31 protein-coding genes are annotated in these 26,879 nt (G+C 68.3%); 21 read left to right on the plus strand and 10 right to left on the minus strand.

Translation table 11 applies throughout. From position 1 onward, the window contains the following. Positions 1–522: 522 nt before the first annotated feature. Both F0185_RS03465 and F0185_RS03470 read right to left on the minus strand, forming a co-directional pair. Complete coding sequence (locus F0185_RS03465) at positions 523–1,023, minus strand: CesT family type III secretion system chaperone (protein ID WP_167221620.1); 501 nt, start codon at positions 1,021–1,023, stop codon at positions 523–525. A 20-nt stretch (positions 1,024–1,043) separates the two neighbouring features. Next, on the minus strand, positions 1,044–2,210 hold the full coding sequence (locus F0185_RS03470; RefSeq protein ID WP_167221622.1) for a hypothetical protein: 1,167 nt from the start codon (positions 2,208–2,210) through the stop codon (positions 1,044–1,046). A 553-nt stretch (positions 2,211–2,763) separates the two neighbouring features. Between F0185_RS03470 and F0185_RS03475 the strand changes: the two genes are divergently transcribed. The 6 genes from F0185_RS03475 to sctV are packed head-to-tail and all read left to right on the plus strand — an operon-like array spanning position 2,764 to position 7,344. Then, positions 2,764–2,949, plus strand: coding sequence for a hypothetical protein (locus tag F0185_RS03475; protein ID WP_167221624.1), 186 nt, complete (start codon positions 2,764–2,766; stop codon positions 2,947–2,949). Between the two features lie 7 nt (positions 2,950–2,956). After that, a complete protein-coding gene (locus F0185_RS03480) occupies positions 2,957–4,111 on the plus strand; it encodes a hypothetical protein (protein ID WP_167221626.1) in 1,155 nt (384 codons plus the stop codon). An 11-nt stretch (positions 4,112–4,122) separates the two neighbouring features. Next, positions 4,123–4,482 carry a hypothetical protein gene (locus tag F0185_RS03485; protein WP_167221628.1) on the plus strand — a complete coding sequence of 120 codons (360 nt, stop codon included), beginning with the start codon at positions 4,123–4,125 and terminating at the stop codon, positions 4,480–4,482. Continuing rightward, entirely contained in the window at positions 4,479–4,928 is a 450-nt protein-coding gene (locus tag F0185_RS03490) for a hypothetical protein (protein WP_167221630.1), read from the plus strand. The genes F0185_RS03485 and F0185_RS03490 overlap by 4 nt, the downstream gene beginning before the upstream one ends. Then, positions 4,925–5,206 (plus strand): hypothetical protein, encoded by a 282-nt coding sequence (locus F0185_RS03495; RefSeq protein WP_167221632.1) that lies wholly within the window; start codon positions 4,925–4,927, stop codon positions 5,204–5,206. Before F0185_RS03490 ends, F0185_RS03495 begins: the two co-directional genes overlap by 4 nt. A 44-nt stretch (positions 5,207–5,250) precedes the next feature. After that, on the plus strand, positions 5,251–7,344 hold the full coding sequence (gene sctV, locus F0185_RS03500; RefSeq protein WP_167221634.1) for a type III secretion system export apparatus subunit SctV: 2,094 nt from the start codon (positions 5,251–5,253) through the stop codon (positions 7,342–7,344). Positions 7,345–7,413: 69 nt separating this feature from the next. On the opposite strand, the gene F0185_RS03505 is transcribed toward sctV, so the two are convergent. The 6 genes from F0185_RS03505 to F0185_RS34635 form a co-directional block, all read right to left on the minus strand. After that, positions 7,414–8,061: a hypothetical protein gene (locus tag F0185_RS03505; RefSeq protein ID WP_167221636.1), complete on the minus strand. Its 648-nt coding sequence runs from the start codon at positions 8,059–8,061 to the stop codon at positions 7,414–7,416. Between the two features lie 40 nt (positions 8,062–8,101). Next, positions 8,102–8,725 carry an HrpE/YscL family type III secretion apparatus protein gene (locus F0185_RS03510; protein WP_167221638.1) on the minus strand — a complete coding sequence of 208 codons (624 nt, stop codon included), beginning with the start codon at positions 8,723–8,725 and terminating at the stop codon, positions 8,102–8,104. 46 nt (positions 8,726–8,771) lie between these two features. After that, positions 8,772–9,365, minus strand: coding sequence for a hypothetical protein (locus F0185_RS03515; RefSeq protein ID WP_167221640.1), 594 nt, complete (start codon positions 9,363–9,365; stop codon positions 8,772–8,774). Positions 9,366–9,368: 3 nt separating this feature from the next. Beyond that, the gene (gene sctJ, locus F0185_RS03520) at positions 9,369–10,202 is read right to left on the minus strand and encodes a type III secretion system inner membrane ring lipoprotein SctJ (RefSeq protein WP_167221642.1); all 834 of its coding nucleotides are present in this window, start codon (positions 10,200–10,202) and stop codon (positions 9,369–9,371) included. After that, positions 10,199–10,621, minus strand: coding sequence for an EscF/YscF/HrpA family type III secretion system needle major subunit (locus tag F0185_RS03525; protein WP_167221643.1), 423 nt, complete (start codon positions 10,619–10,621; stop codon positions 10,199–10,201). The genes sctJ and F0185_RS03525 overlap by 4 nt, the downstream gene beginning before the upstream one ends. Before the next feature lie 65 nt (positions 10,622–10,686). Further along, positions 10,687–11,913 carry a hypothetical protein gene (locus F0185_RS34635; protein ID WP_229476714.1) on the minus strand — a complete coding sequence of 409 codons (1,227 nt, stop codon included), beginning with the start codon at positions 11,911–11,913 and terminating at the stop codon, positions 10,687–10,689. Between F0185_RS34635 and F0185_RS03540 the strand changes: the two genes are divergently transcribed. The 4 genes from F0185_RS03540 to F0185_RS03555 are packed head-to-tail and all read left to right on the plus strand — an operon-like array spanning position 11,905 to position 14,887. Beyond that, a complete protein-coding gene (locus F0185_RS03540; RefSeq protein ID WP_167221649.1) occupies positions 11,905–12,138 on the plus strand; it encodes a hypothetical protein in 234 nt (77 codons plus the stop codon). The genes F0185_RS34635 and F0185_RS03540 overlap by 9 nt on opposite strands. Before the next feature lie 3 nt (positions 12,139–12,141). After that, entirely contained in the window at positions 12,142–12,561 is a 420-nt protein-coding gene (locus tag F0185_RS03545) for a hypothetical protein (protein WP_167221651.1), read from the plus strand. Then, a complete protein-coding gene (gene sctC, locus F0185_RS03550; RefSeq protein WP_229476716.1) occupies positions 12,558–14,444 on the plus strand; it encodes a type III secretion system outer membrane ring subunit SctC in 1,887 nt (628 codons plus the stop codon). Before F0185_RS03545 ends, sctC begins: the two co-directional genes overlap by 4 nt. Continuing rightward, positions 14,435–14,887, plus strand: coding sequence for a hypothetical protein (locus F0185_RS03555; protein ID WP_167221653.1), 453 nt, complete (start codon positions 14,435–14,437; stop codon positions 14,885–14,887). Before sctC ends, F0185_RS03555 begins: the two co-directional genes overlap by 10 nt. Before the next feature lie 3 nt (positions 14,888–14,890). Here the strand turns inward: F0185_RS03555 and F0185_RS03560 are convergent, their stop codons facing one another. Next, a complete protein-coding gene (locus tag F0185_RS03560; RefSeq protein ID WP_167221654.1) occupies positions 14,891–15,592 on the minus strand; it encodes a response regulator transcription factor in 702 nt (233 codons plus the stop codon). A 279-nt stretch (positions 15,593–15,871) separates the two neighbouring features. On the opposite strand from F0185_RS03560, the gene F0185_RS03565 reads away from it, so the two are divergent. From F0185_RS03565 to F0185_RS03615, 11 genes are read left to right on the plus strand one after another with little or no spacing between them, the layout of a single operon-like run. Further along, on the plus strand, positions 15,872–16,408 hold the full coding sequence (locus F0185_RS03565) for a toxin co-regulated pilus biosynthesis Q family protein (RefSeq protein WP_229476717.1): 537 nt from the start codon (positions 15,872–15,874) through the stop codon (positions 16,406–16,408). Continuing rightward, positions 16,405–18,090 carry a PilN family type IVB pilus formation outer membrane protein gene (pilN, locus tag F0185_RS03570; RefSeq protein ID WP_167221655.1) on the plus strand — a complete coding sequence of 562 codons (1,686 nt, stop codon included), beginning with the start codon at positions 16,405–16,407 and terminating at the stop codon, positions 18,088–18,090. Before F0185_RS03565 ends, pilN begins: the two co-directional genes overlap by 4 nt. Positions 18,091–18,100: 10 nt before the next feature. Further along, positions 18,101–19,390: a type 4b pilus protein PilO2 gene (gene pilO2 / locus F0185_RS03575; RefSeq protein ID WP_167221656.1), complete on the plus strand. Its 1,290-nt coding sequence runs from the start codon at positions 18,101–18,103 to the stop codon at positions 19,388–19,390. After that, positions 19,380–19,955 (plus strand): type IV pilus biogenesis protein PilP, encoded by a 576-nt coding sequence (pilP, locus tag F0185_RS03580; RefSeq protein WP_167221657.1) that lies wholly within the window; start codon positions 19,380–19,382, stop codon positions 19,953–19,955. The genes pilO2 and pilP overlap by 11 nt, the downstream gene beginning before the upstream one ends. Beyond that, on the plus strand, positions 19,952–21,556 hold the full coding sequence (locus F0185_RS03585; RefSeq protein ID WP_167221658.1) for a GspE/PulE family protein: 1,605 nt from the start codon (positions 19,952–19,954) through the stop codon (positions 21,554–21,556). Before pilP ends, F0185_RS03585 begins: the two co-directional genes overlap by 4 nt. Next, complete coding sequence (locus F0185_RS03590) at positions 21,546–22,622, plus strand: type II secretion system F family protein (RefSeq protein ID WP_167221659.1); 1,077 nt, start codon at positions 21,546–21,548, stop codon at positions 22,620–22,622. Before F0185_RS03585 ends, F0185_RS03590 begins: the two co-directional genes overlap by 11 nt. A 60-nt stretch (positions 22,623–22,682) precedes the next feature. Continuing rightward, positions 22,683–23,207, plus strand: a complete 525-nt coding sequence (locus tag F0185_RS03595) for a type 4 pilus major pilin (RefSeq protein ID WP_167221660.1) — start codon at positions 22,683–22,685, stop codon at positions 23,205–23,207. 22 nt (positions 23,208–23,229) lie between these two features. Then, positions 23,230–24,201: an ATPase, T2SS/T4P/T4SS family gene (locus tag F0185_RS03600; protein ID WP_167221662.1), complete on the plus strand. Its 972-nt coding sequence runs from the start codon at positions 23,230–23,232 to the stop codon at positions 24,199–24,201. A 2-nt stretch (positions 24,202–24,203) separates the two neighbouring features. Continuing rightward, entirely contained in the window at positions 24,204–24,629 is a 426-nt protein-coding gene (gene pilM, locus F0185_RS03605; RefSeq protein WP_167221664.1) for a type IV pilus biogenesis protein PilM, read from the plus strand. Between the two features lie 8 nt (positions 24,630–24,637). Beyond that, complete coding sequence (gene pilV, locus F0185_RS03610) at positions 24,638–25,951, plus strand: shufflon system plasmid conjugative transfer pilus tip adhesin PilV (RefSeq protein ID WP_167221666.1); 1,314 nt, start codon at positions 24,638–24,640, stop codon at positions 25,949–25,951. Next, the gene (locus tag F0185_RS03615; protein WP_166884747.1) at positions 25,948–26,370 is read left to right on the plus strand and encodes a lytic transglycosylase domain-containing protein; all 423 of its coding nucleotides are present in this window, start codon (positions 25,948–25,950) and stop codon (positions 26,368–26,370) included. The genes pilV and F0185_RS03615 overlap by 4 nt, the downstream gene beginning before the upstream one ends. Here F0185_RS03615 and F0185_RS03620 read toward each other — a convergent pair. Next, positions 26,367–26,798 (minus strand): GNAT family N-acetyltransferase, encoded by a 432-nt coding sequence (locus F0185_RS03620; protein WP_167221668.1) that lies wholly within the window; start codon positions 26,796–26,798, stop codon positions 26,367–26,369. The two genes, F0185_RS03615 and F0185_RS03620, sit on opposite strands and share 4 nt — an antisense overlap. Positions 26,799–26,879 lie beyond the last annotated feature (81 nt).

The raw sequence follows: 26,879 nt of genomic DNA on the forward strand, positions 1-26,879 counted from the left end.
CGTGCAAAGGCTGTCAGCCTGGTTTGCCCCTGTCACGGCAGCCGTGTTCGGTATTAGGTCGCTCGAAGGGGGCCGCCGGTTCCATTGCCGCGCGTGGAGATGGCGGCCTGCAGCGAGGCCGGATCGAACGCGGCGCCGCGCGAACATCGCCGGCATCACCGCTTACTCAACAGGGAGAGCATGCCGAACGCCGGTGCGGATCAGTCCGCCGGAAGGAGGCGGGCGCAAGGACACGATGGCACCGACACAATCATCGCAAAGCTGTTTACCGATTACCGCATGTTCCATCCCGCAGCCTGACGGACCCTGCGCCGACGCCGCTGTGCGCCAGCGTCGCGGCCTGGGCGGCAAGGAAGACGCAGGGCGTTGGGCCCTGTAGCTCCGGCATGGCGACCCAATCGATTTCGTCCCGGCAAGCGGCGCTGCCCCTGCACACCGTCCACGCGGCGGGGCACGACATCGCCTCGACCGGGCTGCCGATGGCTGGCGCAGGACGGCGCATCGGCGGCCGCGGCTCAGTCTCTACGCGGCGTGCCGGTCGAGCCGTTCGCGCAGTTGCGTCGCCGTCGCCGGTTGCCGGCGCTGTGGTTTTGCCGCTGTTTGCTCCGCCATGCCGGGGCCGTTCGGTTCGACGCCCTCCAGCAAGGACTGGGTTTTGAGCAGCCTGGCGAGAAAACGCTCTGGCAGTGCCCTCAGCTGATCTGAGGGTAGCGTCAGCAGCGAAAACTCGCACCACAGCAGGACTTCTTCGGCATTCCCGCTGGCGCTGTGGATCAGGATCGGCGCTGGCTGACCGAAGGTATTCTGATTCAGGATCCGCCAGCCAACATCGTCGTCCGCGCTTGTCGTGCCCCGGCTGAGCGGCGTCACCAGCAATACCTGCCCGCTCGACTCGACCGCGACGAACAGCGTGTGGCGGCCGATCTCGAATTCATAGTTTGGTGCCGGAGCGAGGCCTCGCGGGTTGATGCCGAAGCCATGAAGTAACGGCCACAGTGCCGGCAAGAGTTTATCTGGTCCCATTGTTTTCTCCTGGACTTACACTAGACCCATTCCCCACCCTCGCTGGAGGAAGAATGCGGCGACGTGAGCGGGGCTTGCGCCGCGCTGGTATAGAGTTCCTGTAGATTGAAAGAACCCTCCGAGTCGCTCATAGATCCGTTGAAGTCGCTGAGAGCACCCTCCGAGTCGCCACTCTCGCTGGAGGCAGAATGCAACGATGGGAGGGAAGGTGGCGCCGCGCTGCCATGGAATATGTGTTGATTGTAAAACGCCACGTCGCCACTAGAAACATCCGAGTCGCTAGAAGAGTCCGACGAATCGTCCAATTCGTTAAGGGCGTTCATGTCCAGCTGCTCGCTCGTTCTCGATTGCGTCGGGGTCCCATAAAATTGTCGTGGGACGAGAATCTGCGGCCGGAACAAGACATTCACGATCGTATTCAGCTCGCCATTCTGCAGCAGGTCGTCGCGCAATGCCTGCGGCAAAGCGCGGCAGCGTTCGATAACCGACAGCGTCAATGCCTGCATGATGTGCGGGCCATGAAATAGCGTGTTCGTCGCTTTGAGCTTCTTTGCCTGCGCTGCCAGCCTGTCCACTACATCCGTACGCTGATCGTCCGACATTGCCTCAACCGCTGGAATGCTCTTGAACTGCGACGCCAGTCTCGGAGGTTTGTCGATTAATGCGTCGAACAAGTGCATCATGCCCTGCTGCTTCACGGCGGGTTGATCGAACGGAAACCGATGGATGGTGCCGCCGAATCGGCTTGCGGGCTTCTGGCAATCACCCACTTCCAAGGCGAAAAAGACGTGGTCGTCCGTTGCAAGCTGGTCAATATCATTGCCATCGGTGTTCTCTGTAGGGAAGGCGACCCCTTCTTCTTGAAGCTTTATGCGGGAAAAGAGTACCGCCCTGTTATCGGTGAGTGCATGATTGGTTGCATGCGTGATATGCAAGGTTTCGGTTTCAAGGCGGTTCTTGAAATTCATTTCGTGCGCGGTAAGGTCTCCCACTCTAAATTTAAGCAATGTCAGGTTGATATGGGAGATGTTTCTTGCCGACTGGCCTACTTGATGCTGAGGGCGCCATCTCGTCCCTGTTGCGATCATCGGACCTTGGGCTTTGCTGCCGAGGTTGCGGCGGAAGAGCGCCGTAATGGTCGCCGCTGCTGCCTGCCCGACACTCCTACCCGCGTCTTCGGTCCACACATTTGTTTTCCAATTATGGATGTCATCGGTCGTGGCTACCGGCACTGGTGTGTATCGTTCCCCTGTCAATCTGGGTCGCTCCCGGAACGCGGCTGAGAGAGGGTTTATGGCCATAAATATTCTCCTGGTGGCTTCAGGTAGCGGACCAGCCAGTCACCTGGCATCACCGCATTTACCCGAACGTGCTGGTTAAAGTGTGGTTGGCGTACTGTTCGTTACGTGTTCCCGCGATGACCCGCGTGGAGCGCTTGAAACCACGGCCGTGCAAGGGATCTTAATGTCGCCGCCCCTGTCGTAGCAGTAGTGTCCGGTAGTAGGTCGCTCAGATGCGGTCGATGGTTCCATTGCCGCACGCAGACATTTCTTCTTACGGCGGAGCGGGGGGGGGGGGCGGCACCTCGCCCGTCTATCAATGGCGACAAGCGCTTCGGCTGGCACGCGCCACTCATGGAACCAATCGCCCCTCGTCGCGCACCCATGGCGGCAAGGGCGTCGTCACGCGGATGGCGCCGGCATCACCGCTTACTTACCAGGGAGGGCACGCCGAAAGCCGGTGCGGAACAGTCCGCAGGTGGGAGGCGTGCGCATCGACACCATGCCACCAACACCACGCGTACTAAATAGTTCACCGATCCCCGCCAGCGTCATCCTGCAGCCGCACGAACCCGGCGCCGACGCCGCCGTGCGCCCGCGCCGCAGCCTGGGCCGCAAGGACGACGCCGTCCGCTGGCCGCTGTAGGTCCGCCATGGCGACCCAATCGATTTCGTCTCTGCAAGCGGCACTGCCCGTGCACGGCGTCCACGCGCCGGCGCCAACGCCCCCTGCGGCTGCCAGCGAGGCCATGGGCAAGGCCGGCTTCGACCAGCTGGCCGGCGCCGGCGCCTTGAAGGCGCACTTGCCCACGGCGCGCCTGCCGCTGGCACGGCGCCTGTCGCGTACGCTCGCCGGCCCGCTTCCTTCTGCCCAGGACGAGCCCGACACGCCCTTGAACACGGCCGCAACCCGGCTGGTTGCTTCGCTGGAAGGCAAGGCGGACGACGGCGGCGATCCCTGGCAGGGCCTTGACGATCCGCTTCAGCAACAAATGCTGCTGGACCAGGCGCGCCAGATGCTCGACCAAAAAGGCGGCGACGGCGGGCGGCGGGCGGCGGGCGCGGACCGGCTCGACGCCATGCAGGCCGAACTCGCTGCGTGCCACGGCGCCGCCATCGCCCAGGGCCAGCGCGCCGCCGATGCCCTCGAAGGCGCGCTGGCCACGCTCGATGCCGCTCCCGCCACGCTGTCCGCCTTGCGCCAGCAGTTCGGCGCCCCGGCCAGCGGCCGCCGCGATGCCCCGATGGCGCCCGCCGCGCTGCTCGACATCCTGCTCGCCCAAGCCGGCCCGTCCGGCGAGGTGCTCGGCCGTCCGCCGGCGCAACTGCACGCGGAACTGCGCCGCCGCGGCCGTTCCGGTCCGCGCCTGTGGCTGTCCATGCAGGATGCCGCCTGCTTCCAGCTGGTCAACACCAGCGTTGCGCTGGCCGGCGAGCTGCGCCGCGAACTGTCGGAGCAGGCGCACACCACGCCGCTGGCCGGGCAGGGCGCGCTGGCCCGGCTGTTGCTGGGCCTGGGCGATCCGAACGCCGGCCAGGCCGGCCCCTTGCTGCGCCAGCTGGTCGATGTCGAGCGCCTGGGTCCACGCCAGCGCGGCGCCGCCTGCCGCGCCCTGCGCGCCACCCTCGCGCGCTGCCCGGACGCCATGTGGAATGGTGCGCCGCCATCCCAGCGCACCGGCCTGCTCGACCAGCTGCAAGAGATGACCATCGAACAGCATGCCGCCTTGCCGGCGCTGGCGGCCGCGCCCGCCGACCTGCTGCAGGCGCGGCTGCGCCAGGACCACCACAGCACCAGAAACAATTGATGGAGAAGGCCATGGAAAGCACCCCCGACAACACAATCGAGAACATCGCCGCACGCCTGCTGCGCCAGGCCCGCGACGAGCAGGTAGTGATGCAGCAGCCGCATGCCGACGGCTTGCAGCTGCTGGCCTATCCTTTGGCCGACGGCGCGCTGGTCGCGCTCGGCTTCGGGCGCGACAGCGCGCGCCGCGTGCAGCCCGACAGCGTCCTGCGGCGCCGCGCGCTGCAACCGGCGCGCTACGCCGGCTGGCTGCCGGCCATGCTGGGCGACGGCAGCTGGTATGTGGTGCGGCGCCTGCGCCTCGATGCCGGCGGCCTGCCATGCCTGCCCGACAGTGCCGCATGGCTGGCCGCGCGCGAGCTGCTGGCATGAGCGGCATCGCCTCCGTCGGTGGCATCGGCGCCGGCCGCGCCGGTGGCGCTGGCGGCGACGCCCACTTCGGCATCGCCGGACCGGCGGCGCCGCAGCAGACCGTCCCGGTCCAGCGTGCCGACCTGACGCCTTGGGAAGAATCGGCCTCGCTGGCGCCGGACTCAGCGGCCGCCCAGGCAACGCTGGCCCCGCTGACGCGCTTTCTGGGCGCCGCGCTGACGGTCGCCAATCCTGCCTGGTCGCGCGATCCCTTGCCGGGCCTGCGCGCACTGCAAAAGCGCCTGGTCGACCATGCGCTGGCGCTCGACCTTGCAGAACGCGCCGACAGCATGGCCGCCATCCTGGTGGTCGAGGAGGCGGTGCGCCTGCGCCTGCGCCTGCAGCAAATGGAGCTGCTGGCGCGCGCGGGCGCCGACCCGGCCACGCCGGCGCGGGCGGCGGCATGAAGCTGCGCCCGCGCCACGCCCCCATCGCGCTCGATCTTGCGGTGGCCATCGGCCTGCTGTGGGGCCTGCTCAATACCGGCCAGTTCGACCAGGCCTACCGGCTCGGCCGCGCGTGCCGGCAGATCTGGCCGGACGAGGAGCGCGTCGCGCTGCTGCTCGCTTTTGCCCAGGTCGAGCTGTTCGACGGCCCCGATCCCGACACCGCCGCCGTGCTGGCGCGCAGCAGCGCCTGCCCTTCCTGGAACGCGCTGCTGGCGCGCCGCAGCGGCGCCGCCTGATTCCTCCGTCCGTTCCACTTTCGTCACCGCGCAAGGAAACCCGCATGCTGAACAATATTGTCATGGCCGTCAACACGCTCGCCGCCCGCATGGCGAAGCGCGCCGAACTGGGCGCCGCCGGGCTGGTCATTGCCATCGTCTTCATGCTGGTGCTGCCGATGCCGGTCTGGCTACTCGACATCCTGATCGCGATCAACCTGTGCGCCGCCGGCCTGATGGTGGTGGTGTCGATGTATATGGCCGGCCCGACCGCATTCTCCACCTTTCCCACCGTGCTGCTCCTGACGACCTTGTTCCGCCTGGCGCTGGAAGTCGCCACCACCCGCTTGATCCTGCTCGAAGGCAATGCCGGCCACATTGTCGAGACCTTCGGCAATTTCGTGGTCGGCGGTAACCTGGTGGTGGGCCTGGTCATCTTCCTGATCCTGACCGTGGTGCAGTTCCTCGTCATCACCAAGGGCTCCGAGCGTGTCTCCGAAGTCTCTGCGCGCTTTTCCCTCGATGCCATGCCGGGCAAGCAGATGTCGATCGACAGCGACCTGCGCTCTGGCCTCTTGACTGCCGACGAGGCCAAGAAGAAGCGCGCCCTGCTGGGCCAGGAGAGCCAGCTGCACGGCGCCATGGACGGCGCCATGAAGTTCGTCAAGGGCGATTCGATCGCCGGCATCTTTATCGTGGTGGTCAACCTGGTGGGCGGCATCGCGATCGGCATGTTGCAGCACAACCTGGCGGCGGGCGACGCGGTGCGCCTGTACGCCATCCTGTCGATCGGCGACGCCCTGATCGCGCAGATTCCGGCGCTGCTCATTTCGCTGGCGGCCGGCATGATCACCACGCGCGTGCCGGCCGGCGACGAGAAGCCGGGCGAGGCGGCGAGCAATATCGGCCAGGACATCGCCAGGCAGCTGTTCGGCGAGCCGCGCGCCTTGCTCACGGCGGCCGCCATCATGCTGCTGTTCGGCCTGATTCCCGGCATGCCGACGGCGGTGTTCCTGATCCTGGCCTTGCTGCTCGGCGGCGGCGGCGCTGCCGGCCTGCTCAAGCCGCGCGCGCTGGCCGCCAGCGCGCGCCAGAGCGCCGAGGCGGAACGCCAGAACGCCGGCATCGTCGACCTGACCACGTTTACCGCCACCCGGCCGTTCGCGGTGCGCATGCCGTCCGCGCTGGCGGGCACGGCGGCGGCCGAGAGCGTGATCCGCGCGGTGCGCATCATGCGCAACAATGTGCTCGACCAGAAGGGTATTCCCGACCTGCAGCCGATCGATTTCGAGTTCCAGGCCAGCGTGCCGCCCGGACGCATCCACTTCCTGATGGCCGAGATTCCCCTGATCGACGTCGAGATGCGCAGCGGCTGGGGCGCCAGCACCGAATCGGCCGAGCGGCTGGAGGAACTCGGTTTTACGGCGCAGGAAGATGGCGTGGCCGGCACCCGCCGGCGCCGCGTCTGGGTCGAGCTGGCCGGCGAGGATGGCTTGCGCGAGGCCGGGGTCACCTACCTGGCCTGGGAGCAGGTGTTCGCGGCCGACGTCCAGGTCGAGATGCTGCGCAACTGCCAGATGTTCATCGGGGTGCACGAGGTGCAGCGTTTCACCGCCTGGGCCGACCGCCGCTTCCCGGAACTGGGCAAGGAACTGGCCAGGAGCGTGACCTTGCCGCGCCTGACCGAGGTAATCCAGCGCCTGGCGCGCGAGGGCATCTCGCTGCGCAATGCGCGCCTGCTGCTGGAAACCACCCTCGAATGGGCGCCCAAGGAACGCGATCCGGACGTCATCGCCGACTATGTGCGGCTGGCCTTCAAGCGCCAGCTGTGCCACGAGGTGGCACGCGACGGCCTGATCGAAGTGGTCCTGCTCTCGCCCGAACTGGAAGACCAGCTGCGCGGCGCGCTGCGCCAGACCAGCCAGGGCGCCTACCTGGAGCTGGAACCCGAACTGGAGCAGGGCATCCTCGACCGCCTGGGACAGTTGGCCGGCACCGGCGGCACCCCGGCCGCGCCGCCGGTGCTGGTGACGGCGGCCGACATCCGGCGTGCCGTGCGCAACCTGATCGAGGAAGAGTTCTTTTCGGTGCCCGTGTTCGCCTTCGCCGAACTGACCCAGCACAGCCGGGTGCAGCCGGTCGGCATGATCGAGCTGTAGGCCCGGACTGCGACGGCTGAACGAAAAAGAGCGGCCCCCGGGCCGCTTTTGCGTTGCTGCGCCGGCGCGTCAGATGGCGGCGACGGCGATCTGGTTGGCGCGATTGTGCAGTTCGGCGATGGTTTTCAACAATGTCGTGATCTCTTCGAGGACGGCCATGCGCTTCTCGATTTCACTGGCCCTGAGCTTGGCCGCCGGGCTGTCCATGTCGGCGCCGCTGGCGACGGCGTCGGCGTGCTCCTTTTCGAGCGCTGCCAGTTCGTGCAGTTGCTGTTCGATGCTTGCCACAGGCTGGCCCGCGCCGCTGCGATGCTGGTCGATCTGCGCACGGGCCGGGTCCGGCAGCGATCCGAGGAAGCGGGCAAGCGCGCGGTGCAGCGCGTGCTGGCCGGCGGCATCCGGCGCGTGGTGCTGCCCGTGCTGGCCGGGGGCATTGGGCGCGTGGTGCTGCTCGAGCTGACCCAGCAGCCACTGCGCCTGTTGTTGCTGCACCGCGGCGATGTGCTTCTCGACCCAGCCGGACAGGCGGCCGTTGATTTGGGCATGCAGCCGGCTTGAGAGGCGCGTGCCGCGCGCTTGCATCGCTGCCCGCGGCGGCCCCGCATCGCGGGTGGCCGGTGGCGGCGCGGGCCGGGATGCCTCATTCGTTTGCTGCGGTTCGGTGGGTGCGACGTGGCTTGTGCGCGTGGTGGATGTGATGTTGCCTGTTGTGGCCATGCTGACTCCAGCGAGTGGGTAAGGGTAAGTGGGGGGCGATTCAGTCGTGCGGCGGCGCGGCGGTTCCATCGGGCGCCTGCGCGGCTGCTTCGGCGAAGGCGGTCCTGAGCGCGCAGGCGCCGGCTGCGAAGTCGGCGCGCCATTCGCCGCCGCCCGCTTCCAGGCGGCAGGCGCCGCGCGCCAGGGTGGCGTCGCTGCGCAGCTCCCACGCCGCGCCGGGCGGGGCCAGGCCGCTGTCGTCGGGATGCAGGTACAGCACCGGCTGCGCCAGGGTGCGCGGGGCCTCCCGCAGCAGGAGGCGGCAGCTCGCCTCCAGCCGTTCGCGCGGCGTGGTCCCGGCCAGCGCGCGCTCGAACAGGGCCAGCGCCAGGTCGACGGCCAGCGCCTGGGCGCCGTCCAGCAGTTGCGCATGGCACTGTTCGAGCTGGCGCAGCAGCACGGCGCCGCGTTCCAGCGCACCGCGTTCGGCCTCGGCCACCGCCTCGCGCGCCGCGTCCGTGGCGCGCAACTGCAGTTGTTCGGCCTCGACGCGCGCCTGGTCGACGATATGCGCGGCGGCGGCGCGGGCGTCATGGGTCAGCGCCAGCGCCTGGGCGCGCCATACGCCATGCTCGGCGCGCAGCAGGGAATCGATGGGGATGGTGGCGACACAGAAGTCGTTCATGGAAGTGCCTTTCAAACTTGGAAAATCGGGCGGCGCTGTATGCTTCTCATGCGCCTTGCATGGCGCGCGCGCGGCAGCGCAGCCAGCAGCGTCGCGCGCGCGCGGCGGCGACGGCATCCAAGGCGTGCGGCATGGCAGCGAGCAGGGTGGCGATGCGCGCGCCGCTGGCCGCGTCGATGCCGCCGCGCAGGCGCGGCCACAGGCCGGGAAAGCCCGCCTGCAGATGGCAGGCCAGTTCGCACAGGCCGCGCAGTGCGAGGCTGTCGCCGGGCAGATAAGCGTCGCCGCCATGGCTGTGCAGCGGCTGGGTGGCGGCCAGGCGCAGGCACCAGTCGCGCTGGGCGGTGGACAGGGTGGCCAGCGCCGCCGTATCCTGCGCGCGCGCCGCCAGCAGGCCGCCGTACAGCTGCGCGGTGGGGCCGAGCGCGGAGCCATCGGTGCCGCTTGCCTCGGCCCAGGCGGGATCGAAGCTGGGCGGCAGCCCCGGCGCCAGCTGCGCGTGCGCGCACCAGACATGGTAGCCGTCGCGCAGCGCGAGCACGCCCGCCATGGCGGCGTGCGGGGCCGGCTGCGCGGCCGCGTCCCACGGCGCGAACCACCAGTCCAGGAAGGCATCGGGCAGGGAAGTGGCGCAGTTCACGCCTTATTCCCGCGCGGGGGCGCCATCGGCGCTGAAGGCCGGCGGCTTGCCGAAGTGGCTCCTGAACCAGGCCGCCAGGCCGGGATGGTAGCGGCCCAGCGCGAACAGCATGCCGACCAGCATCACGCCGCACAGGAGCGACATGCCGAGCAGGGTCAGCCCGAGCGCCATGGCCGACCCGGCCTGCACCCGGAACGGTCCCACATTGGTCCATTCGATGACCGGCGCGGTGTACACGCTTGCCGTCATCACCACCGACACCTTGGCCCGTCCGCCTTCGCCCGACAGGCCGGGGATGCTGGAGGCGACCAGCTGGCGGATGCGCGGCAGCAGCGTGTCTTCGTCGACGGTGCCGTGGTACTTAACCAGCACGGCGGCCGAGGATGGCTGGATCGGCTCGCCCGGCGCAATCCGCTCGGGCAGCACCACGTGCACGCGCGCCGCAATCACGTTATCGAATTGCTGCAAGGTCGATTCGAGTTCGGCCGACAGCGCATGGATGTAGCGCGCGCGCTCTTCCAGCGGGGTCGAAATCATGCTGTCCTTCTTGAATACCTGGCCCAGGTCGGACAGCGCGCGGCGCGGCAGGCCGGCCGCCTGCATGGCGGTGGTGGCGCGCGCGATGTCGGCGGCGTCGACGGTCAGGGTCACGCCCTCCTTGGTGGGGGCCTTGTGCGCCTCGATTCCGTAGCGGCTGAGGAGGGTGACGATCTCGTTGGCGTCGGCGTCGTTCAGGCCGACCTGCAGATTGGCGCGGTTGCCGCAGCCGGCCAGCAGCGCGCACAGGGCCACCGCCAGGAGCGGCGCCAGCAGGCGCTTCGGGGACAGATTGTTCATTGAAGCTTGGTCAGCTGGTCGAGCGCCGAGGCGGCCTTGGCGGCGGCCTTGGACACGAACTGTACCCGGGTCTGGTAGTCGCTCAGGGCCAGCGTGGCTTTCATCAGCTGCATCGAGTCGCCCGAGCGGGCCGCCTGCTCGAGGTTGCGCGAGATGAATTGCTGGTCCTTTTGCAGCTCGCCCGACAGGGCGCTGGCGCGCTGCATCACGCGTTCGCCGAGCGAGCCGTGGCTGGCGCCCGGGACGGCGGCGGCTGTCGCGGGTACGGCGCCACCGCCGTGGGCGTCGTGGCGCGCCATGATGTCGCGGAATTCGGCGTCGCTGACGGGACTAAGGTGCAGCGCGTCCTTGCCGGCGCCGCCTGCCGCATCGGCGCCGGAAGCTGCCATGTTGCCGTTGACAATATTCGAGATCTGCATGTCTGTACTCGCATTGGGTGGAGGATGGGGAGGCGCGCCCGAGCGCTGCCGGACGCGCCGGCCGTTTACTTGCTTGCGGGTTTTGTTGCGCTTGCCAGCACGGCCGCGTAGGCTTCCGGATTGATTTCCTTGAGGATGACCTTGCGATACCCATCCTTGGTTTCGTAGGCGACGACGCCGGCGTCTTCCATCTCCGGCGTAGAGAAGGCGCGTTGAACAACTGGCACTTTCTTGTCGCGGTATATACTGTAGTTGCCGTCGCCGTTGTCGTCCGCACCAGGTTTGGCGACTGCCTTGTCACTGTCGACGCGCTTGTCGCCCACCGGCCCCCACTTGTCGGCCTGTTTGTCATCGAGCTTCCATGTGCTGGAGTCGTTGGCCACGTCCCAGGTGTGCTTGCTCATCATGGTGGCTTTGAAACCTGCCTCATTTTCGTGGGCGCTGATGACTTTGTTGCCGACCCGGATGACGGTATTGTTTGTGCCCGGGACAAAGCCGTAAGTTCCGCCCTGGAAATCCTTGACCGGGATGCCGGCGGCACTCTTTACCTCGGGATCGTAGCCGCGCTTGTTCTTATTGTCTTTTTTGCAATCCTTTATTTCTTCTTTGTATTTCAAGTCGGCATAGTGCTCTGTGTCCTTGTCGGTTGCGGGTTCTGGTGGTGCGTACGGAACATATGCCGGTTTGGTGTCAGCTGGTTTTGGGGTAGCTGGTTTGGTATCGGCTGGTTTGGTGTCGGCTGGCTTGGTATCCGCTGGTTTGGTGTCAACCGGTTTAGGGTCGGCCTGTTTAGCGGCCGGCGCCATGCCGGCCCATTTCATGAAGGCCGCGTACAGTCCCCGTTCACGCCCCTTCTCTGCGCTACTGGGGTCGGAATATTGTGAGCTGGTCATGTCCTCGGTCGCCAGTGCCTCCTGCGCCGCGCCAATCACGTTGTTGCCTTTTTGCTGGTAAGAACCGATGCTGTTGCCGTCCTGGATCAGCGTCTCGGTCGTCACGTCGAGGTCCTTGTCATAGGTGATGCTGAGCTGGACGTTGTTGTTGGCGCCAGCAGACAGCGTCATCTGGTTGGAAATGGCCATAGTCGTTCTTTCATGAATAGGGTTGAGCTGGAAATGTTCGAACTGCACCGATAGGTGTTGCCGCCGCCACGAAGGTTCCGCTGGCGCCGTCGGGAAATATATTTCCGTTTCGGGCGAACTAAATCGGAACGGGCTGCCACTCACCAGCATTGCCGGGCTGTCGCCGCGACCGTTCATCATCCGCCATGAGGAAGAAACAGCATGTCCCACGATAACAATCCGATTACCCGGGCGCTGCGGCGCCTCGAAACCCGCTTCGACGACAGCGACCTGCGCATGCGCGATTTCCTGGCCGCCGACGCGGCCGGCGAGAAGCCCGACCCGGACAGCTTCCTGCGCATGCTGGAGCAGCGTTCGGTGACGCGGCGCGCCATGGAGTCGCAAGCGAAGCTGCACGAAAAGCCGCTCAAGACCGTTCTCAGCGAGGCCAAATAGATCATGGACGATCACGATCAATTGACCGCCTGGCTGCGCGCGCAGCCGCTCGGGGCACGTGTCGCCATCGACGGCGAATCGGTCTGGCTGCGCCCGGGCGAGGGCGGCGCGGAACTGTCGGCCTGCCTGTGGCCCGATCCCAGCGGCGAGCAGGTGCAGGCGGCCCTGCGTCAGGGTTTTGCCGGTGCGCTCGCGTTCGACGCCGGCCTGGGCTTGTCCGGCGACGGCCTGGTCCTGAGCTGCTGGCTGCCTTCCTGCGCCGGCTGGCGCGATGCCGCGCCCGCGCTGGAACAACTGCTCGACCAGCTGGCCGCCTGGCGCGCCGCGCTGGCCCCGCCGTCTGCGAAGCCGCGCCTGGCCGCCGGCGGCGCCGCGCGCCACGAACAGCGCATGCGCCAGATGCTCGGCGGAGCGCGGCCATGATGCGCCTTGCATTACATGCTACGCGGGTGGCGCGCGGCGTGCTGATGGCCGCCTGCCTGGCGCAGGCGGCACCGGCCGCCGCCGTGGCTCCCGCCAGCTGGAACGAGACAGGTTTCGCCGTCGACGCCAGGGGCTTGCGCCTGGCGCGCGTGCTGGAGCAGTTCGGCGCGGCCTACGGGGTCCAGGTCGATAGCCGCGTGCCCGACGCGCTGCTGGCGCCGACCCGGATCAAGGCCGCCAGCGGCACCGAGTTCCTCGACCGCCTGGCCGCGAGCGCCGGCTTTCGCTGGTTCGTCTACAACGAGACTGTCTATATAGTCCCGCGCGGCGAACAGATCTCGGTACGTCTGCAGATCGGCGAAGACGCGGTGCAGGACGCCAAGGCCGCCCTCACCGGCGTGGGCCTGTTCGACGCCCGCTTCGGCTGGGGCGAACTGCCCGACGAGGGCGTGATCATCGTCAGCGGCCCGCGCGTCTATGTCGACCTGGTGCGCTCGCTGCTGCTGCCCGACCGCAAACCGGAAGAGACCCCCGCCAGCGGCAGGCAGGTGATGGTGTTCCGGCTCAAGTACGCCAGCGCAGCCGACCGCACCATCACCACGCGCGGCCAGAAGGAGCTGGTGCCCGGCATCAAAAGCATCCTGAGCCGCCTGCTCGACAGCGACCCGGCGCCCAGGTCCGGCGCGCCGTCGTCCGGCGAATTCGATGTCGCCAGCAGCAAGCCGTCGCGCCGCGGACCGCTCGGCAAGGGAGGCGACACGCCCGCCGAGGCGCCCGAGGACAAACGCGGCGCCCGCGCGGCCAGCGCCACCAGCGCCACGCGCGCCGAGCGGGTGCGCATCGACGCCGATCCCTCGCTCAACGCCATCATCATCTACGACGATGTCGCCAGGCGTGCCACCTACCAGTCCCTGATCGCGCAGCTGGACGTGGAACCGCGCCAGGTCGAGATCGAGGCGCTGATCGTCGACATCGACCGCAGCAAATTGAGCGAACTGGGAGTGGAGTGGGGCGTACGCAGCGGCAGCACCAGCGCCACCATCAACGCCGGCGGCGCCGAGTCGCACGGCATCGAGCTGCCTTTGCCCGGCTCCACCCTGCTAATCAATAATGCCGGGCGCTTCTACGCACGCCTGAAGGCCATGGAAGGCAGCGGCGACGCGCGCGTGCTGGCCAAGCCGACCGTGCTCACGCTCGACAACGTGGCGGCGGTGCTGGACCTGAGCCAGACCGCGTATGTGCCGCTGGTGGGCGAGCGGGTGGCCGACCTGGCCGACATCACCGTCGGCACCATGCTGCGGGTGGTGCCGCGCATCGTGCAGGAGGGCGCGTCGCTGCGGGTACGCCTGGAGATCGATATCGAAGACGGCGCCATGGACAAAAACACCGGCAAGGATGGCGGCAGGAGCAGCGTGACCCGTTCCACCATCAGCAGCCAGGCGATCGTCGATGCCCAGCAGACGCTGATGATCGGCGGCTACCACGCCGAGTCGGTGTCGCGCCAGAACCAGAAGGTGCCCGTGCTGGGCGACGTGCCGCTGCTCGGCGGCTTGTTCCGCAGTGCCAGCGAAACCCACAGCACGCGCGAGCGCCTGTTCCTGATCACGCCGCGCATCATGAGCAGCGCCGGCATGCTGGCGGCCGAACAGTCGAAGGCCAACAAGGCGGCGCGACGGCTGGCGGCGGCCGAACAGCGGCAGCAGGCGCGCAGCGTCGAGACGCCTGCGCCTGCGCTTGCAGCGCCGGCTGCCGCGCCGGCAGCAGCCGCACCCACGGTCGCCGCAGTTGCGTCACCGCTGCGCCGTAGCGCGCTGGCCGATGTCATGTGGCCGAAAAAACCACGTTCGGTGCTGTGCAGACGGCAGGTGCCGCCATGGCGCTGAGCGGCGCCGTGTTGCGCCTCGCCCGTCTGGGCTGCCTGCTGCTGGCCGGCGCCGTGCCGGCGGCGCAGGCGGCGCTGTTCAAGTACGTCGATCCCGAGACGCACATTGCCAGCTACACCAACTACCGGCCCGCCCAGCCGGGCGCGCGCGAACTGGCGCTGCGGCTCGATCCTCCGCGCCGCCGCCCGGCTACCGCCCGCGCGCCCGCCATGGCCGTCGCGGCGGTGGGCAGGGCGACACTCGGGCCGGCCGATTTTCCGCGCATCGATGCGGCGCGCCAGCACGAACTCGATCGCGGCCGGCGCCACATCATCGGCACCGAACTGCAAACGGCGGAGGCGGAACTGGCGCAGCTGCTGGCCGCAGGCGGCGCACCGGCGCACATCGGGCGGCGGCGCGGCGACGTGGCCGCGCTGCGGCGCGAACTCGAACGGCTTGAGTGAGCGTCAGGGTTCCGGCGTGTATTCGAGCCGGTAGCCCTGGCTGTACGAGGTGCGGATGATGACGCGCCGCTCCGGCCCGAACTGGAGCTTCTTGCGCAGCTTGTAGACGTGCTGCTCGATGGTGCGTCCCGCCACGTCGCTGTCGGCGCTCCAGATCGACGCGCCGATGGTCCCGCGCGAAATGAACACCCCTGGCGACGAAAAGAACAGCCAGGCCATGGTGAACTCGCGCGGCGTCAATTCGACCGTCACGCCATCGTAGGCGGCGCTGGCCGCCTCGCGGTCGAGCGCGAATTTGCCCAGGGCGATGGTGCGGCGCATGCTGTTCGGATGATGGCGCCGGATCACGGCCCGGATCCGCGCGATCGCCTCCACCGCCTCGAAATGCGCGCCGATGAAGTCGTCGGCGCCGGCGTTGAGCGCCAGCGCCGCCATCTCGGGCGTGCCCTGCGACAGGGCGATCACCGGCGTGCTGTTGCCGGTGCGGCAGTTAAGCCAGGAGACGAAATCCTCGCTGTCGTCGCGGTGGTTGCCGATGTCGATCATCAGCAGCGCAAAGCCGCGCCGGCTCAGCATGCGCGAGAGACTGTTCTCCGTCGCAAAGCGTTCGCAGCCGAAACCGGACTGCTGCAGCAAAGCCTGCAGCCTGGCGAACAGGCTGTCGCTACGCACGTAGCAGCCGATGTTCTCGGAATTATTCAGCATGCTGTCGGTCCCCGGAAAAAGCCTTGATGTAGTGGTAAATGGTGCGACCGCAGTTGTATCAGCAAATCCCATTGCGCTGCAAGGAATTTTTGCGTGGAGCCAATAACGGCGGCCTGTCTGCCACATTCGAAAGAATATTTTCAGAATTATGGAACCGCTTCGATCCCGGCGACACTCATCGTCACTGGAGGCGCGCAAGCTACGCTTTCACGTTGGCGAGGCCGGGTTCATTTTTTCGGGTTCAATTTTTTCATCGGATGCTTCTGATTGATGCCGCTTATGCTCAAGTCCCTGTTTTCTCCTCCCCGTGCCGGCCTGCTGTTGTGGGTGTGCGCCGGCCTGCCGCTCGCTGCTGCCGCTGCGCCGGCGCCATTGCCGCAGCCCTTGCTGGTGCCGTCCTACGGCTACTGGATCGACGACGCCGACTGCGTGGAAGAGGCGCCCGCCGTGCGCCCACCGCCGTCAGTGCTGGCGATGATGGCGCCAGCGCCGGCCGCGCCGCCGGCCCAGATGGCGATGACGCCGCCGGCACCGCCTCCACCTCCGCCTCCGCCTCCGCCGGCCTGGCAGCTCAAGGCCGCCGACCAGACCCTGAAGACGGCGCTGGCGCGCTGGGCCTCCAGCGAAGGCTGGCAGCTGGTGTGGGAAGCGCCGGTCGACTACGCGGTCGAACGCGACACCAGCGTCGGCGGCAGTTTCGAACAGGCGATCGAAGCGGTCGCGCACAGCATGGCGGGCGCCGAAACGCCGCTGCAGGCGATTTTCTACAAGAGTAACCGTGTCATCCGCATCGTCGCCAAGGGAGCGCAATCATGAAGGCAAGCCCGATGACCAAGCCGGTCCTGATCGCCCTGTGCGCCAGCCTGGCGGCGTGCTCCGACATCGCACAGCGCGACCCGCGCACCTTCGGCGACCCGGGCGACAAGATCGCCGGCATGGCGCGCCAGGTCGGCACGGCCAAGCCATTGCCGACGCCCGCCGTGGTGCATGCCGAAGGCATCTGGCTCGGCCACAAGGCGATCAAGGTGGCCAGCGCGCCGGTGCTGCCGCCGGTGTTCCGCGAGCCGGCCAATTTCGACCGCACTGTCTCGTCGCTCGCGGAACTGGCCGAACGCATCACCATGCGCTCGGGGATTCCGACCAAGGTCAGTCCCGGCGCGCTGGCCGTGGCCAGCGGTGCGCCCGCGCCGTCGGCCGCCGCTGCCATCGCCAGCACGGCGGGCGTGGGCACGGTCAACCCGATCGTGCCGCCGCTGAACCCCGCACCGGCAAAAAGTGCGACGCCGAAAGCGGAACCGGTGCACATCTCCTACCGCAACGGCAGCTTCCAGAACTTCCTCGACACCGTGGCCGCGCGCTACGGCGTCTACTGGAAGTACGCCAACGGCGCCATCCAGTTCTTCCATACCGAAGCGCGTTCGTTCCAGATCAATGCGCTGCCGGGCGACGCCACCTTCAGCGCCACCGTCAGCAGCGGCGCGACTTCCAGCGGCGGCGTATCTGGCGGCGGCAGCGGTGGCGGCAGCGGCAGTGGCAACAACGGCGTCAGCGCCAGCAATAACCAGAACACCGCCGTCAGCTCGCAGCTGTCGGTCTACTCGAACCTGCAAAAATCGATCGGCGCCATGCTCTCCGCATACGGCCAGGTGGTGGCATCGCCGGCCACCGGCAGCATCACCGTGGTCGATACGCCCGACGCCCTGGAACGCATTACCGCTTTTGTCGAAAGCGAAAACCGGGCCATGGCGCGCCAGATCGCGATCAATGTGACGGTGCTGTCGGTCACGCTCAGCGACGCCGACGAATACGGCATCAACTGGAACCTTGTATACAGCAACCTGCTCAACACCTACGGCATCCGCAACACCATCGCCGGCACGCCCGGCAGCAGCCCGGCGGCATTTTCAGCCGGCGTGCTGGCCTCCTCGAACAGTAAATTTGCCGGCAGTTCGCTGATGATCCAGGCGCTGTCGCAGCAGGGCAAGGTGCGGCGCCAGACCAGTGCCAGCGTGGTGACCCTGAACAACCAGCCGGTCCCGGTGCAGGTGGCCAAGCAGACCAGCTACCTCAAGTCGTCGGAAACCACCGTCTCGCCGCTGGCCGGGTCGACCACCTCGCTCACGCCCGGCGTGGTCACCTCGGGCTTTAACATGAGCATCCTGCCGCACCTGCTCGACGACGGCACGGTGATGCTGCAGTTCTCGACCGATATCTCGGCCCTGCGCCAGATCCGCCGCGTCAACAGCGGCAGCGCCGGCAGCAGCACCAACACCAGCATCGAGTCGCCCGAACTCGACACCCGCAACTTCCTGCAGCGGGTGTCGATGAAGTCGAACGAGACCCTGATCATCAGCGGTTTCGAGCAGACCGACGACGACATCGACCGCCAGGGCGTGGGCCATCCATCGAACTTCCTGCTGGGCGGCGCACTGGCGCGCAAGGCCAACAAGGAAGTGATCGTGATCCTGGTGACGCCGACCACCATGGCCGGCAGTTGAGGCGCGCGCGATGAGTAATCCCGTCATCCAGCTGGGGCGCCACAAGTTCGTCTGCGGGCTGTTCTGGCAATCGCTGTCGCGCCCGCGCGAGCTGGCGCGCGAGGCGGCCGACCTGGCGCGCAAGATCGATTGCGACCTGGCCGTGCTGCGGCGCGAGTATTCGACCGCGCAGGCGGGCTTCGCGCACAGCGGCGCCGGTCCGCGCCAGGCCCTGTATTCGCTGGCTGCTGCGGTGGCCAGCCGCCTGGCGCGCGACGGCGCCCACTACGATGGCGAAAATCAGCCGGTGCACAACTGGCTGGCGGCGTTCCGCCTGCCGGACGGCCATTGGGCCTACTTCGCCGTGCGCGACGCGAACTTCCTGCCCAACGGCGACTTCGCCGGCACGCGCGAGGAAGTGTTCGAGCGCCTGCACGGCGACTATGGCCTCGGTGGCTGGAACCTGGTCATCGGCGACGCCGAACTGGAACACTACGGCTTTCACAATTTTCGCGAGCGCAGTATCGAGGAAGTGCTGGGCGACGCGGGGGATGGGCGCATCAAGGTCAGCAAGAGCTGGCTGCTGCGCCCGACCACGCCGCGCATCGCGCCGCGCCTGCTGGCGGCCGGCGTGGCCGTGTGCGCCTTGCTGGTGCTCGGCGCCGCGTTGGGATGGCGCCAGTACCAGGCGCGCCAGCAGGCGCAGCGCGCCGCCGCCGACGCTGCGCTGGCCGCGCGTGCAGGCTTGGCGCCTCCCAAGGCGGCGCTGATGCCGGCGCCGCATCCATGGATCAACAGCGCGGCCCCGAGCAGCGTGGCGCGTGCCTGCGTAGCGGGGCTGGGGCAGCTCACGCCCGGCGGCTGGGCCTTGTCCGAATACAGCTGCGGCGCACCGGAGCAGCGCTTCACCTGGATGCGCCAGGAATCGACCATCGACCTGCTGCTGGCGCAGGTGCCGGACGCCCAGGTCGACATCGGCGGCGACACCGCGACCCTGGCGCGCCCGTTCGCGCCCGCTCCCGGCGCCGACGATGTGCTGCTGCCGCGCCAGCCGCTGGTGGCGGGCATCCAGTCGCGCCTGCAGCTGATGAACCTGGGCCTGCATTTGGCCCTGCGGCCACCGCCGCCGGCGCCGCCGGCGGGTAGCAAACCGGATGGAACCATGCCGCCCGATTGGCACACGTATACATATGCGATCGGCCCGGTCGCCGTGTCGCCGCTGGAAGTGGCCGCGATGCTCGACATGCCGGGCATCCGGATCGAAAGAATGCGCTACCGCGCCGGCATCTGGTCTTTTGAAGGAGTCATTTATGCGAAATAGCCTGAGCCTGTTGTTCCTGGTGGCGGTGGCGGCCGGTCCGTCTGCCGCCGCCACCGCTGCCACCGCCGCTGCCGCCGTTCCGGTGCCGGCCGCCGCCAGCGCCTCCGACACGCTCACCCGCATCGAGTCCGAGACGTTGGTGCTGAAAGCGCGCGAGCGCCAGCTTGCGGTAAGGGCGGCAATCGCGCAGCGCCAGAACGAGATCGCCGGACGCCAGGACGAGGCGGCGCGACTGGGCAGCCCGGCGCCGGCGGCCAGCCCGGTGGTGCAGTCGCTCGAAGGGATCGGCCAGCACCAGTATGCGACCCTGCGCTTCGACAGCGGCGCCGTGGTCGAGGTGCGCGCCGGCGATATGCTGGCCGGTGGCCTGCGCGTGCTGAGCGTGGAGTCGAATGGCGTGATCGTCGAAACGGCGCGCAAAAAGCGCGTGCGCCTGCCGCTGGCCGGCAACGCGGCCGTATCGGCTCCCGCACCGGCCCCAGTGCCCGCGTTTGCACCTGCGCCGGCGCGCGCGGCAGTCGCCCTGCCGCCGCTGTTCCCCGGCGCCACCGGGAGCGAGCGATGATCCCCTTCGCCAGCTTGCGCGGCACGACGCCGGCCAAGGCCGCGCCGCCGGCAGCGCGCAGCGGTGGCGCGCCACAGGTACTGAGCAGCGCCGGCGACTTCGAGGGCAGCGCCGAAGAACGCAAGCTGCTTTGCCTGCTGTCGGACGGGCGCTTGCTGATCGCCCAAGGCCAGGAATCGAATCCGCACGTGCTGTCGTACCGCGCGCGCCTGCAGAAGATGGCGCGCCAGTGCACCGTTGAGGTGGTCGACATCGAAACCATCGCCGCCCTGTATAACAATGGCGCGGGCGAGCAGGGCGGACGCCGCCACGAGCACTCGATGATGCAGGTGACGGCCAAGGAGTTGCTTAACCGCGCCTGCCGCGAACGCGCCTCGGACATCCACATCCGCGTGCGCCGCTGCAGCACCGAGACCTATTTCCGCATCCATAACGACCTGCTGCGGGTCGGCAGCCAGACCTCGGAATACGGCGAGCGCCTGCTGGCCACCCTGTACGGCGCCATGACGTCGGTGTCGGACAGCTCGTACAAGCCGACCGAACGCCAGGACGCCAGCATAGCGGACCGCGACAAGCTGCCGCCGCAGCTGTACGGCGTGCGCATCGCCACCGCGCCCACCAGCGAAGGCACGCTGATGGTGCTGCGGCTCCTGTACAACGACGCCGGCGACACGGTCGACCTGCGTCCGCTCGGCTTCTCCGAGCTGCATGCGTGCCAGATGCAGCGCCTCAAGGAGCAGCCGACCGGGATGAACATCATCAGCGGCCCGACCGGCTCGGGCAAGTCGACCACCCTGCAGCGGGTGCTGAGCGGCGCCCTCCAGGAAGCCGGCAACAAGCTGCACGTGCTGACCGTGGAAGACCCGGTCGAGTATCCGATCGACGGCGCGGTGCAGACCTCGGTCACCAATGCCGGCAGCGAGGAAGAGCGTTCGCGCCTGTTTTCGGCGGCAATCAGCAACGCCATGCGGCTCGATCCGGACACCATCATGATCGGCGAAATGCGCGACAAGGCCTCGGCCCAGAGCGCGTTGCGGGCCTCCATGACCGGGCACCAGGTCTGGACCACGGTGCACGCCAACAGCGCCATCGCGATCGTCGACCGCCTGCTCGACCTGGGGCTGCCGATGAATATGGTGGCCGACCACCTGGTGGTGACCGGCTTGATCAGCCAGCGCCTGGTCAAGCTGCTGTGCCCCCATTGCAAGGTGAGGCTGGGCGCCGCGCCCGACACGCTGGCCGCGCCGCTGCTGGCGCGCGTGCGCCAGGCTTGCGGGGCCGCCTTCGACCAGGTGTGCGTGGCGGGACCGGGCTGCCCCGAGTGCCGCGAGCAGGGCACGGCGGGGCGCAGCGTGGTGGCCGAAGTCATCACGCCCGACGCACGCTTTTTCGATCTGGTCCGCAGCGGCGCCAAGGGGCAGGCACTGGACTACTGGCGGCGCGAGCTGGGCGGCCAGACCCTGCTCGAACACGCGCTGGCCAAGGTGGCCGCCGGCCTGGTCGATCCGCGCATGGCCGAAAAAGTGGTCGGGCACCTGGCGTTCGAGGCGTCGCGCGCCGAGCGCCACCTGAACGTGGTGGAGGCGCTGCATGCAGGTTGACCTGCAGCGCTGGTGGGCGCGTACCCAGTTCGGCGAGGCCGTGCGCCTGCGTGTGTACCGCAAGATCGCGGCGATGCTGGGCAACGGCGTGCCGCTGCTGAAAATCCTCGACGAGCTGTGGGAGCGCGCCTCCGCCCAGGGACGCAAGCCGAACGAACCGCTCGCCATCGTGCTGGCCGACTGCCGCCGCACGGTGCAGAACGGGCGCTTCCTGGGCGATGGGCTGGAATGGTGGGTCCCGAGCACCGAACGCATGATCATCCTGGCCGGCGAGCAGTCCGGGCGCCTGGAAGTGACCCTGCAGGTGCTGGCCGGCGTGGTCAAGTCGCAAAAGGAAATCAAGCGCGTGATCGTCGGCGGGCTGTCCTATCCGCTGGCCATCCTGGCGATGGTGCTGGCCTATCTGTATGTGTTCGGGGTGACCGTGGTGCCGCAGTTCGCGCGCATGGTCGACCCGGAAAAATGGCGCGGGTCGGCGCGCTCGCTGTATGTCATGTCGCAGCTGGTGCAGCAGTGGATGCTGCCGATCGTCGGCGCGCTGCTGGTGGTGCTGGTGGCGATTGCCGTGTCCTTGCCGCGCTGGCGCGGCAACCTGCGCGTGGTGCTGGACCGCTACGCGCCCTATTCGATCTACCGGCTGCAGGTCGGCAGTGGCTTCCTGATGGCGTTTTCGGCCTTGCAGTTCGCCGGCATCACGGTCGAAAAGTCGCTCCAGCGCCTCTCGGGCCAAGCCCCGCCGTGGCTGCGCGAACGGCTCGACGGCGCGCTGCTGGGGGTCAAGTCCGGCCTCAATTGCGGTGAAGCGCTGCGCAACGCCGGCTACGGCTTTCCGTCGCCCGAGGTGGTCGACGACCTGTGCGTGTATGCCGAATACAAGGGCTTTGCCGACGCGCTCAAGATCCTGGCCGACGAATGGATGGCCGATGGCGTGGAAACGGTGAGCGCCCAGATGAAGGTGCTCAACGGCTTTTCCGTGATTGCGCTGGCCGTGGTGATCGCCTGGCTGGTGACCGGCTTTTTCGGCATCCAGCAGGAGATCGCCAGCATGACGCGCAGCATGCGCTGAACCCACTACCTCATTTCTTAACCTGTAGTTTTTTCACTTTCCCACCGACTGGAGAACACCATGAAACAAGCCCGCTACCCACGCCGCCAAGCCGGCGCCTCGCTGCTCGAAGCCATCGCCTACCTCGGGATCGCCGCCATCGTCATCCTGGGCGCGGTGTCGCTGCTGACCGGCGCCTTCAGCAGCGCCCAATCGAACCAGGCCGGCGAGGAAGTCACCGCCATCCGCACCGCCGTGCGCAAGCTGTACATGGGGCAGGGCTACGGCACCGGTGCGCTCAATGCGACGCTGAGGACCGCGGGCGCCTTTCCCGGCACGCTGTCGGTCACGGCCGACGGCACCGCGACCAATGTCTGGGGCGGCAACGTGGTGGTCACCGGCGCCACTGGCAGCTTTACCATCGCCTACCCGGCCCTGCCGCAGGACGTCTGCCTGGCCACCCTGGTGGCGGCCAGCGGCTGGCAGTCGATCGCCGCGCCGGGCACGGCCTCGATCACGACCTTCCCGATCACGCCGGCCGCCGCCGCCACCGCCTGCAGCGTGACCGCTGCCGCCGGCAACGCGCTGACCTTCACCTCCAACTGAACCCGACCCGATTGACCTTCGTATGCTCGACGCTACCGCAGTCCGCCAGCTGGTGTTTTCCGACCTTTACCTTGGCCATCCGACCCTGGAGGACCGCTTTTGCGACGTCCCCGGCGCCAGTGCCAATCCGCTGCGCGCGAGCGCCGCGCTGCGCGGCGACCTCGATCTGCTGATCGATGTCTGCAAGGCGGCGCTGGCCGGGCCGCGCGCGCCGGCGCGCTGCAAGGTGGCGCACGACGGCGTCGATTACCACATGACGACCATGCTGACGGCCGGCGGCCAGGTGTTCGTGCTGCGCCGCATCGCCGCCGCCATCCGCTCGCTGGCCGAACTCGGGATGCCGAATGCGTTCATCCCGGCGCTGCTGGCGCGCGGCCTGTCCGGCCTGTTCCTGGTGGCCGGCCCGGCCAAGTCGGGCAAGACCAGCACCGCCTGCGCCATGGTCAAGGAACGGCTGGCGGCGCATGGCGGCGTAGCCGTTACCGGCGAAGCGCTGATCGAACTGCCGCTCGAAGGCAGCTACGGCGACGGCGTCTGCTACCAGACCGGCACCGGCGCCGATTCCAGCTTCGCCGAGGCGCTGCGGCGGGTGCTGGGGACCGGCGCGCACATCATCCTGCTCGACGAGATCCGCGACCAGGAAGCCGCCGTGGCCGCGCTGCGCGCCAGCATCGACGGCTACCTCCTGATCAGCACCATGCGCGCCGACAGCGCGACCCAGGCCATCGGCAAGCTTGAATCGCTGGCGGCCGAACGCCTCGGCGCCGAACACGCGCGCGCGCTGATGGCCGAAGGCGTGACCGGGGTGCTGTACCAGCAGCTCGGCACCAGCGCCAAGATAACGCTCAAGGCCGACATGCTGCTGCTGAAAGACGCTCCGTCGGCGCGCAGCCATGTGCGCAACGGCCAGTACGATCTGCTGGCGGGCATCGCCAGGCAGCAGATGGCGGCCCTGATCGCCTCCAACGCGGCGCATCCTCTGGCGCAGCGCTAGCCATGTTCAACGCCATGATCGTCGCCGTTCTGCTGGCGCTCACCACCTGGTATTGCGCCGGCCAGGGCGACCCCGGGGTGCTGGCGGCGCGCACCGCGCAGCGCGGCCAGGCCAGCGCGATGGCCCAGTACCGCCAGGCGGTGGTGGGGTACTTTACCGCCCATCCGGAGCAGTTCCAGGCCGCCCCCGTGAACCGGGCCGGCTTTGCCAACTACCGCCTCGCCGACGGCACTATTTTGGTGTATGCGCTGGCGCCGCAGCCGGGGCTGACCGCCGAATTGCTGGCACTGTCGCAGCGCTCGCACATGGTCGGACGCTTCAGCGACGGCTTTTTCTGGCCGGCGCTCGGCGCCGCGCCGAGTTCCATCGCCACCCCGGCGCTGGCGATTCCGGACGGCGGCCCGGTGTGGCTGGCCGCCGCCAACTGAGGACAAGCATGCACTACAAACAGCACGGCATCGCCATGATCGAAATCCTCGGCGCGCTCCTGATCGCCGCGATGCTGGTGGCGGGCCTGGCGTCGATGATCGACACCGGTCTCGAAGACGCCAAGGCGCAGCGCAGCGCGCAATACCAGTCGGCCATGACGGCAGCCGCCAGCACCTACCTGGCCGACCAGTACGGCGCGCTGGCGCAGCCGGCCAAGGTCGGCCAGACCCTGGTCATCACGCCGGACATGCTGCGCGCGGCCGGCATGCTGCCGCCCGGGATGGCCGCGACCAACCCCTACGGCCAGGGCGCCTGCCTGCTGGTGCGCCCGCGCGTCAAGTCGGCGGCGGCCCCAGGCACCATCGTGCTCGATGCGCTGTTGGTGAACGAAGGCGCGCCGATCCCGGACCGGGTGCTGGCCTTTGCCGCCGCCAGCGCCGGCGCGGGCTTCATCAGCAGCCGCGAGCCGGGGCGGGCCCGCAGCGCGGCCGGCGCCTGGGCGCTCGACGCGACCACCGCGCCAACCCTGGCCAGCTTCATCGGCGCCAGTTGCAGCGGCACGGCGGCCGGCGGCGGCAGCCTGGTGTCGGCCCTGCTATTCGACGGCGCCGGCCAGTCGGCCGATTTTTTGTACCGCAACAAGGTGCCGGGCATGCCCGAGCTGAACCAGATGAACGCGCCGCTCGGCATGGGCGCGGCGGCGGTGGTCACGCTCGACGCGCCGTGTAGCGGCGCCGCCATCGCGGTCGACGCCGCGCGCAACCTGATGCACTGCAGCGGCGAGAACCGCTGGACCAGGGTCGCCAGCACCTCGTCCTGGAAGGAGCCGGTGGCCGGCTACGCCGACCTGGCGCTGCAGGCGGACAGCAAGGATGGCGACGTGCGCCTGGTCGCTACGCTCGGCCTGGCCTTCAGCTACCACCAGGCCAACGGCGCATGGCGGCCGCTGGCGGCCGACCAGGACGGCAACCTGGCGATTGCGGGCAGCCTGACGGCCGGCGCCGACATCAAGGCCGGGCGCGACCTCGTCGCCGCCAGGAACGGCGAGATCAAGGGCGACCTGGACGTGTACGACCACGTGCACGCGTACACCATCACCGCCGACGACTACATCTGGGCGGCGACCTATTCGATCGGCAGCCACTACGGGCCGGGGTGGGGATGCAACAAGTGGCTGGAAGGCGCCAACCCGCCGGTGCGCGTCAATATCATCGGCACCATCGTGCTCGATTCGGACTCGCCGCCGCTGCCGCTGATCTGCACCGGCACCGACCCGGACAATGCCGTGTGGCGCTACATGAATGGCTCGCTGACGCGATGAGGGCGGCATGCGCACTGGCGCTGGCACTGCTGTGCGGGCGCGCCGGCGCCTGCTGGCAGGATGCCGCCGAGCGCCATGGTGTCAACGCCAGCCTGCTGTACGCCATCGCGCGCACCGAATCCGGGCTCAATCCGCTGGCGCGCGGCCGGCCCAACGCCAACGGTTCCTACGATATCGGCCTGATGCAGATCAACAGCAGCTGGCTGCCGGCATTGCGCCGCCATGGGCTGGAGGAACGCCAGCTGTATGACGCCTGCACCAGCATCCACGTCGGTGCGTGGATACTGGCGCAGAACATGCGCCGGCTCGGCAATTCCTGGGATGCGGTGGGGGCCTACAATGCCGCCGATCCGAAAAAACGGCTGGCGTATGCGCTCAAGGTCTACCGCAACCTGCCGCGCGAAGCGGCAGGGGGTTAGCGCGCGCGGCGGCGCCGGAACACGTGCGGCGTGGTGCTGCTGAGCAGATAGGTGATGTATTGATGGTCTTCGGCGACGCGCTCCCAGCCGCCGCTGTCCATGAAGCGGATGCAGCGCGCGTTATCTTGTTCGATGCGCACCCGCACCGGATCGCATAGCGCGAACAGCCAGTCCAAGGTGGGTTTCAGCAGCCACGCCCAGCGCCCGTGGAATTGTGGCAGCACCGCCAGGTGCAGTTCGCGGCCGTCGAACACGGCGCCGCCGGCCGCGACGCCATCGATCTCGTAGCCGACCGAGGGACAGCCGAGGTAGTGGGCAACGGTGCGCTCGCGCGTGGCAACGGCGGTCTGCGCGCTGGGGTAGCGGCTTTGTTCGATGTCGTACATGAGACCGACATCGGCGCAGTCGGTAAGGCGCAGCTCGGCCATGGGGACTCCGTGCGGATAGGGTGGGTAAGGTGGGAATGAAGCAGGGGAAGCTGCGCAGGCATCACTGCGCGGGCAACCAAG

The organism is Massilia rubra (genome assembly GCF_011682065.1).
Lineage (GTDB): Bacteria > Pseudomonadota > Gammaproteobacteria > Burkholderiales > Burkholderiaceae_D > Telluria_A > Telluria_A rubra.

Coding starts and splice junctions, on each gene's coding strand:
- F0185_RS03465 (WP_167221620.1), bottom strand. CDS start 1,023: ATGGGACCAGATAAACTCTTGCCGGCACTGTGGCCGTTACTTCATGGC.
- F0185_RS03480 (WP_167221626.1), top strand. CDS start 2,957: ATGGCGACCCAATCGATTTCGTCTCTGCAAGCGGCACTGCCCGTGCAC.
- F0185_RS03485 (WP_167221628.1), top strand. CDS start 4,123: ATGGAAAGCACCCCCGACAACACAATCGAGAACATCGCCGCACGCCTG.
- F0185_RS03490 (WP_167221630.1), top strand. CDS start 4,479: ATGAGCGGCATCGCCTCCGTCGGTGGCATCGGCGCCGGCCGCGCCGGT.
- F0185_RS03495 (WP_167221632.1), top strand. CDS start 4,925: ATGAAGCTGCGCCCGCGCCACGCCCCCATCGCGCTCGATCTTGCGGTG.
- sctV (WP_167221634.1), top strand. CDS start 5,251: ATGCTGAACAATATTGTCATGGCCGTCAACACGCTCGCCGCCCGCATG.
- F0185_RS03505 (WP_167221636.1), bottom strand. CDS start 8,061: ATGGCCACAACAGGCAACATCACATCCACCACGCGCACAAGCCACGTC.
- F0185_RS03510 (WP_167221638.1), bottom strand. CDS start 8,725: ATGAACGACTTCTGTGTCGCCACCATCCCCATCGATTCCCTGCTGCGC.
- sctJ (WP_167221642.1), bottom strand. CDS start 10,202: ATGAACAATCTGTCCCCGAAGCGCCTGCTGGCGCCGCTCCTGGCGGTG.
- F0185_RS03525 (WP_167221643.1), bottom strand. CDS start 10,621: ATGCAGATCTCGAATATTGTCAACGGCAACATGGCAGCTTCCGGCGCC.
- F0185_RS03540 (WP_167221649.1), top strand. CDS start 11,905: ATGTCCCACGATAACAATCCGATTACCCGGGCGCTGCGGCGCCTCGAA.
- F0185_RS03545 (WP_167221651.1), top strand. CDS start 12,142: ATGGACGATCACGATCAATTGACCGCCTGGCTGCGCGCGCAGCCGCTC.
- sctC (WP_229476716.1), top strand. CDS start 12,558: ATGATGCGCCTTGCATTACATGCTACGCGGGTGGCGCGCGGCGTGCTG.
- F0185_RS03555 (WP_167221653.1), top strand. CDS start 14,435: ATGGCGCTGAGCGGCGCCGTGTTGCGCCTCGCCCGTCTGGGCTGCCTG.
- F0185_RS03560 (WP_167221654.1), bottom strand. CDS start 15,592: ATGCTGAATAATTCCGAGAACATCGGCTGCTACGTGCGTAGCGACAGC.
- F0185_RS03565 (WP_229476717.1), top strand. CDS start 15,872: ATGCTCAAGTCCCTGTTTTCTCCTCCCCGTGCCGGCCTGCTGTTGTGG.
- pilN (WP_167221655.1), top strand. CDS start 16,405: ATGAAGGCAAGCCCGATGACCAAGCCGGTCCTGATCGCCCTGTGCGCC.
- pilO2 (WP_167221656.1), top strand. CDS start 18,101: ATGAGTAATCCCGTCATCCAGCTGGGGCGCCACAAGTTCGTCTGCGGG.
- pilP (WP_167221657.1), top strand. CDS start 19,380: ATGCGAAATAGCCTGAGCCTGTTGTTCCTGGTGGCGGTGGCGGCCGGT.
- F0185_RS03585 (WP_167221658.1), top strand. CDS start 19,952: ATGATCCCCTTCGCCAGCTTGCGCGGCACGACGCCGGCCAAGGCCGCG.
- F0185_RS03590 (WP_167221659.1), top strand. CDS start 21,546: ATGCAGGTTGACCTGCAGCGCTGGTGGGCGCGTACCCAGTTCGGCGAG.
- F0185_RS03595 (WP_167221660.1), top strand. CDS start 22,683: ATGAAACAAGCCCGCTACCCACGCCGCCAAGCCGGCGCCTCGCTGCTC.
- F0185_RS03600 (WP_167221662.1), top strand. CDS start 23,230: ATGCTCGACGCTACCGCAGTCCGCCAGCTGGTGTTTTCCGACCTTTAC.
- pilM (WP_167221664.1), top strand. CDS start 24,204: ATGTTCAACGCCATGATCGTCGCCGTTCTGCTGGCGCTCACCACCTGG.
- pilV (WP_167221666.1), top strand. CDS start 24,638: ATGCACTACAAACAGCACGGCATCGCCATGATCGAAATCCTCGGCGCG.
- F0185_RS03615 (WP_166884747.1), top strand. CDS start 25,948: ATGAGGGCGGCATGCGCACTGGCGCTGGCACTGCTGTGCGGGCGCGCC.
- F0185_RS03620 (WP_167221668.1), bottom strand. CDS start 26,798: ATGGCCGAGCTGCGCCTTACCGACTGCGCCGATGTCGGTCTCATGTAC.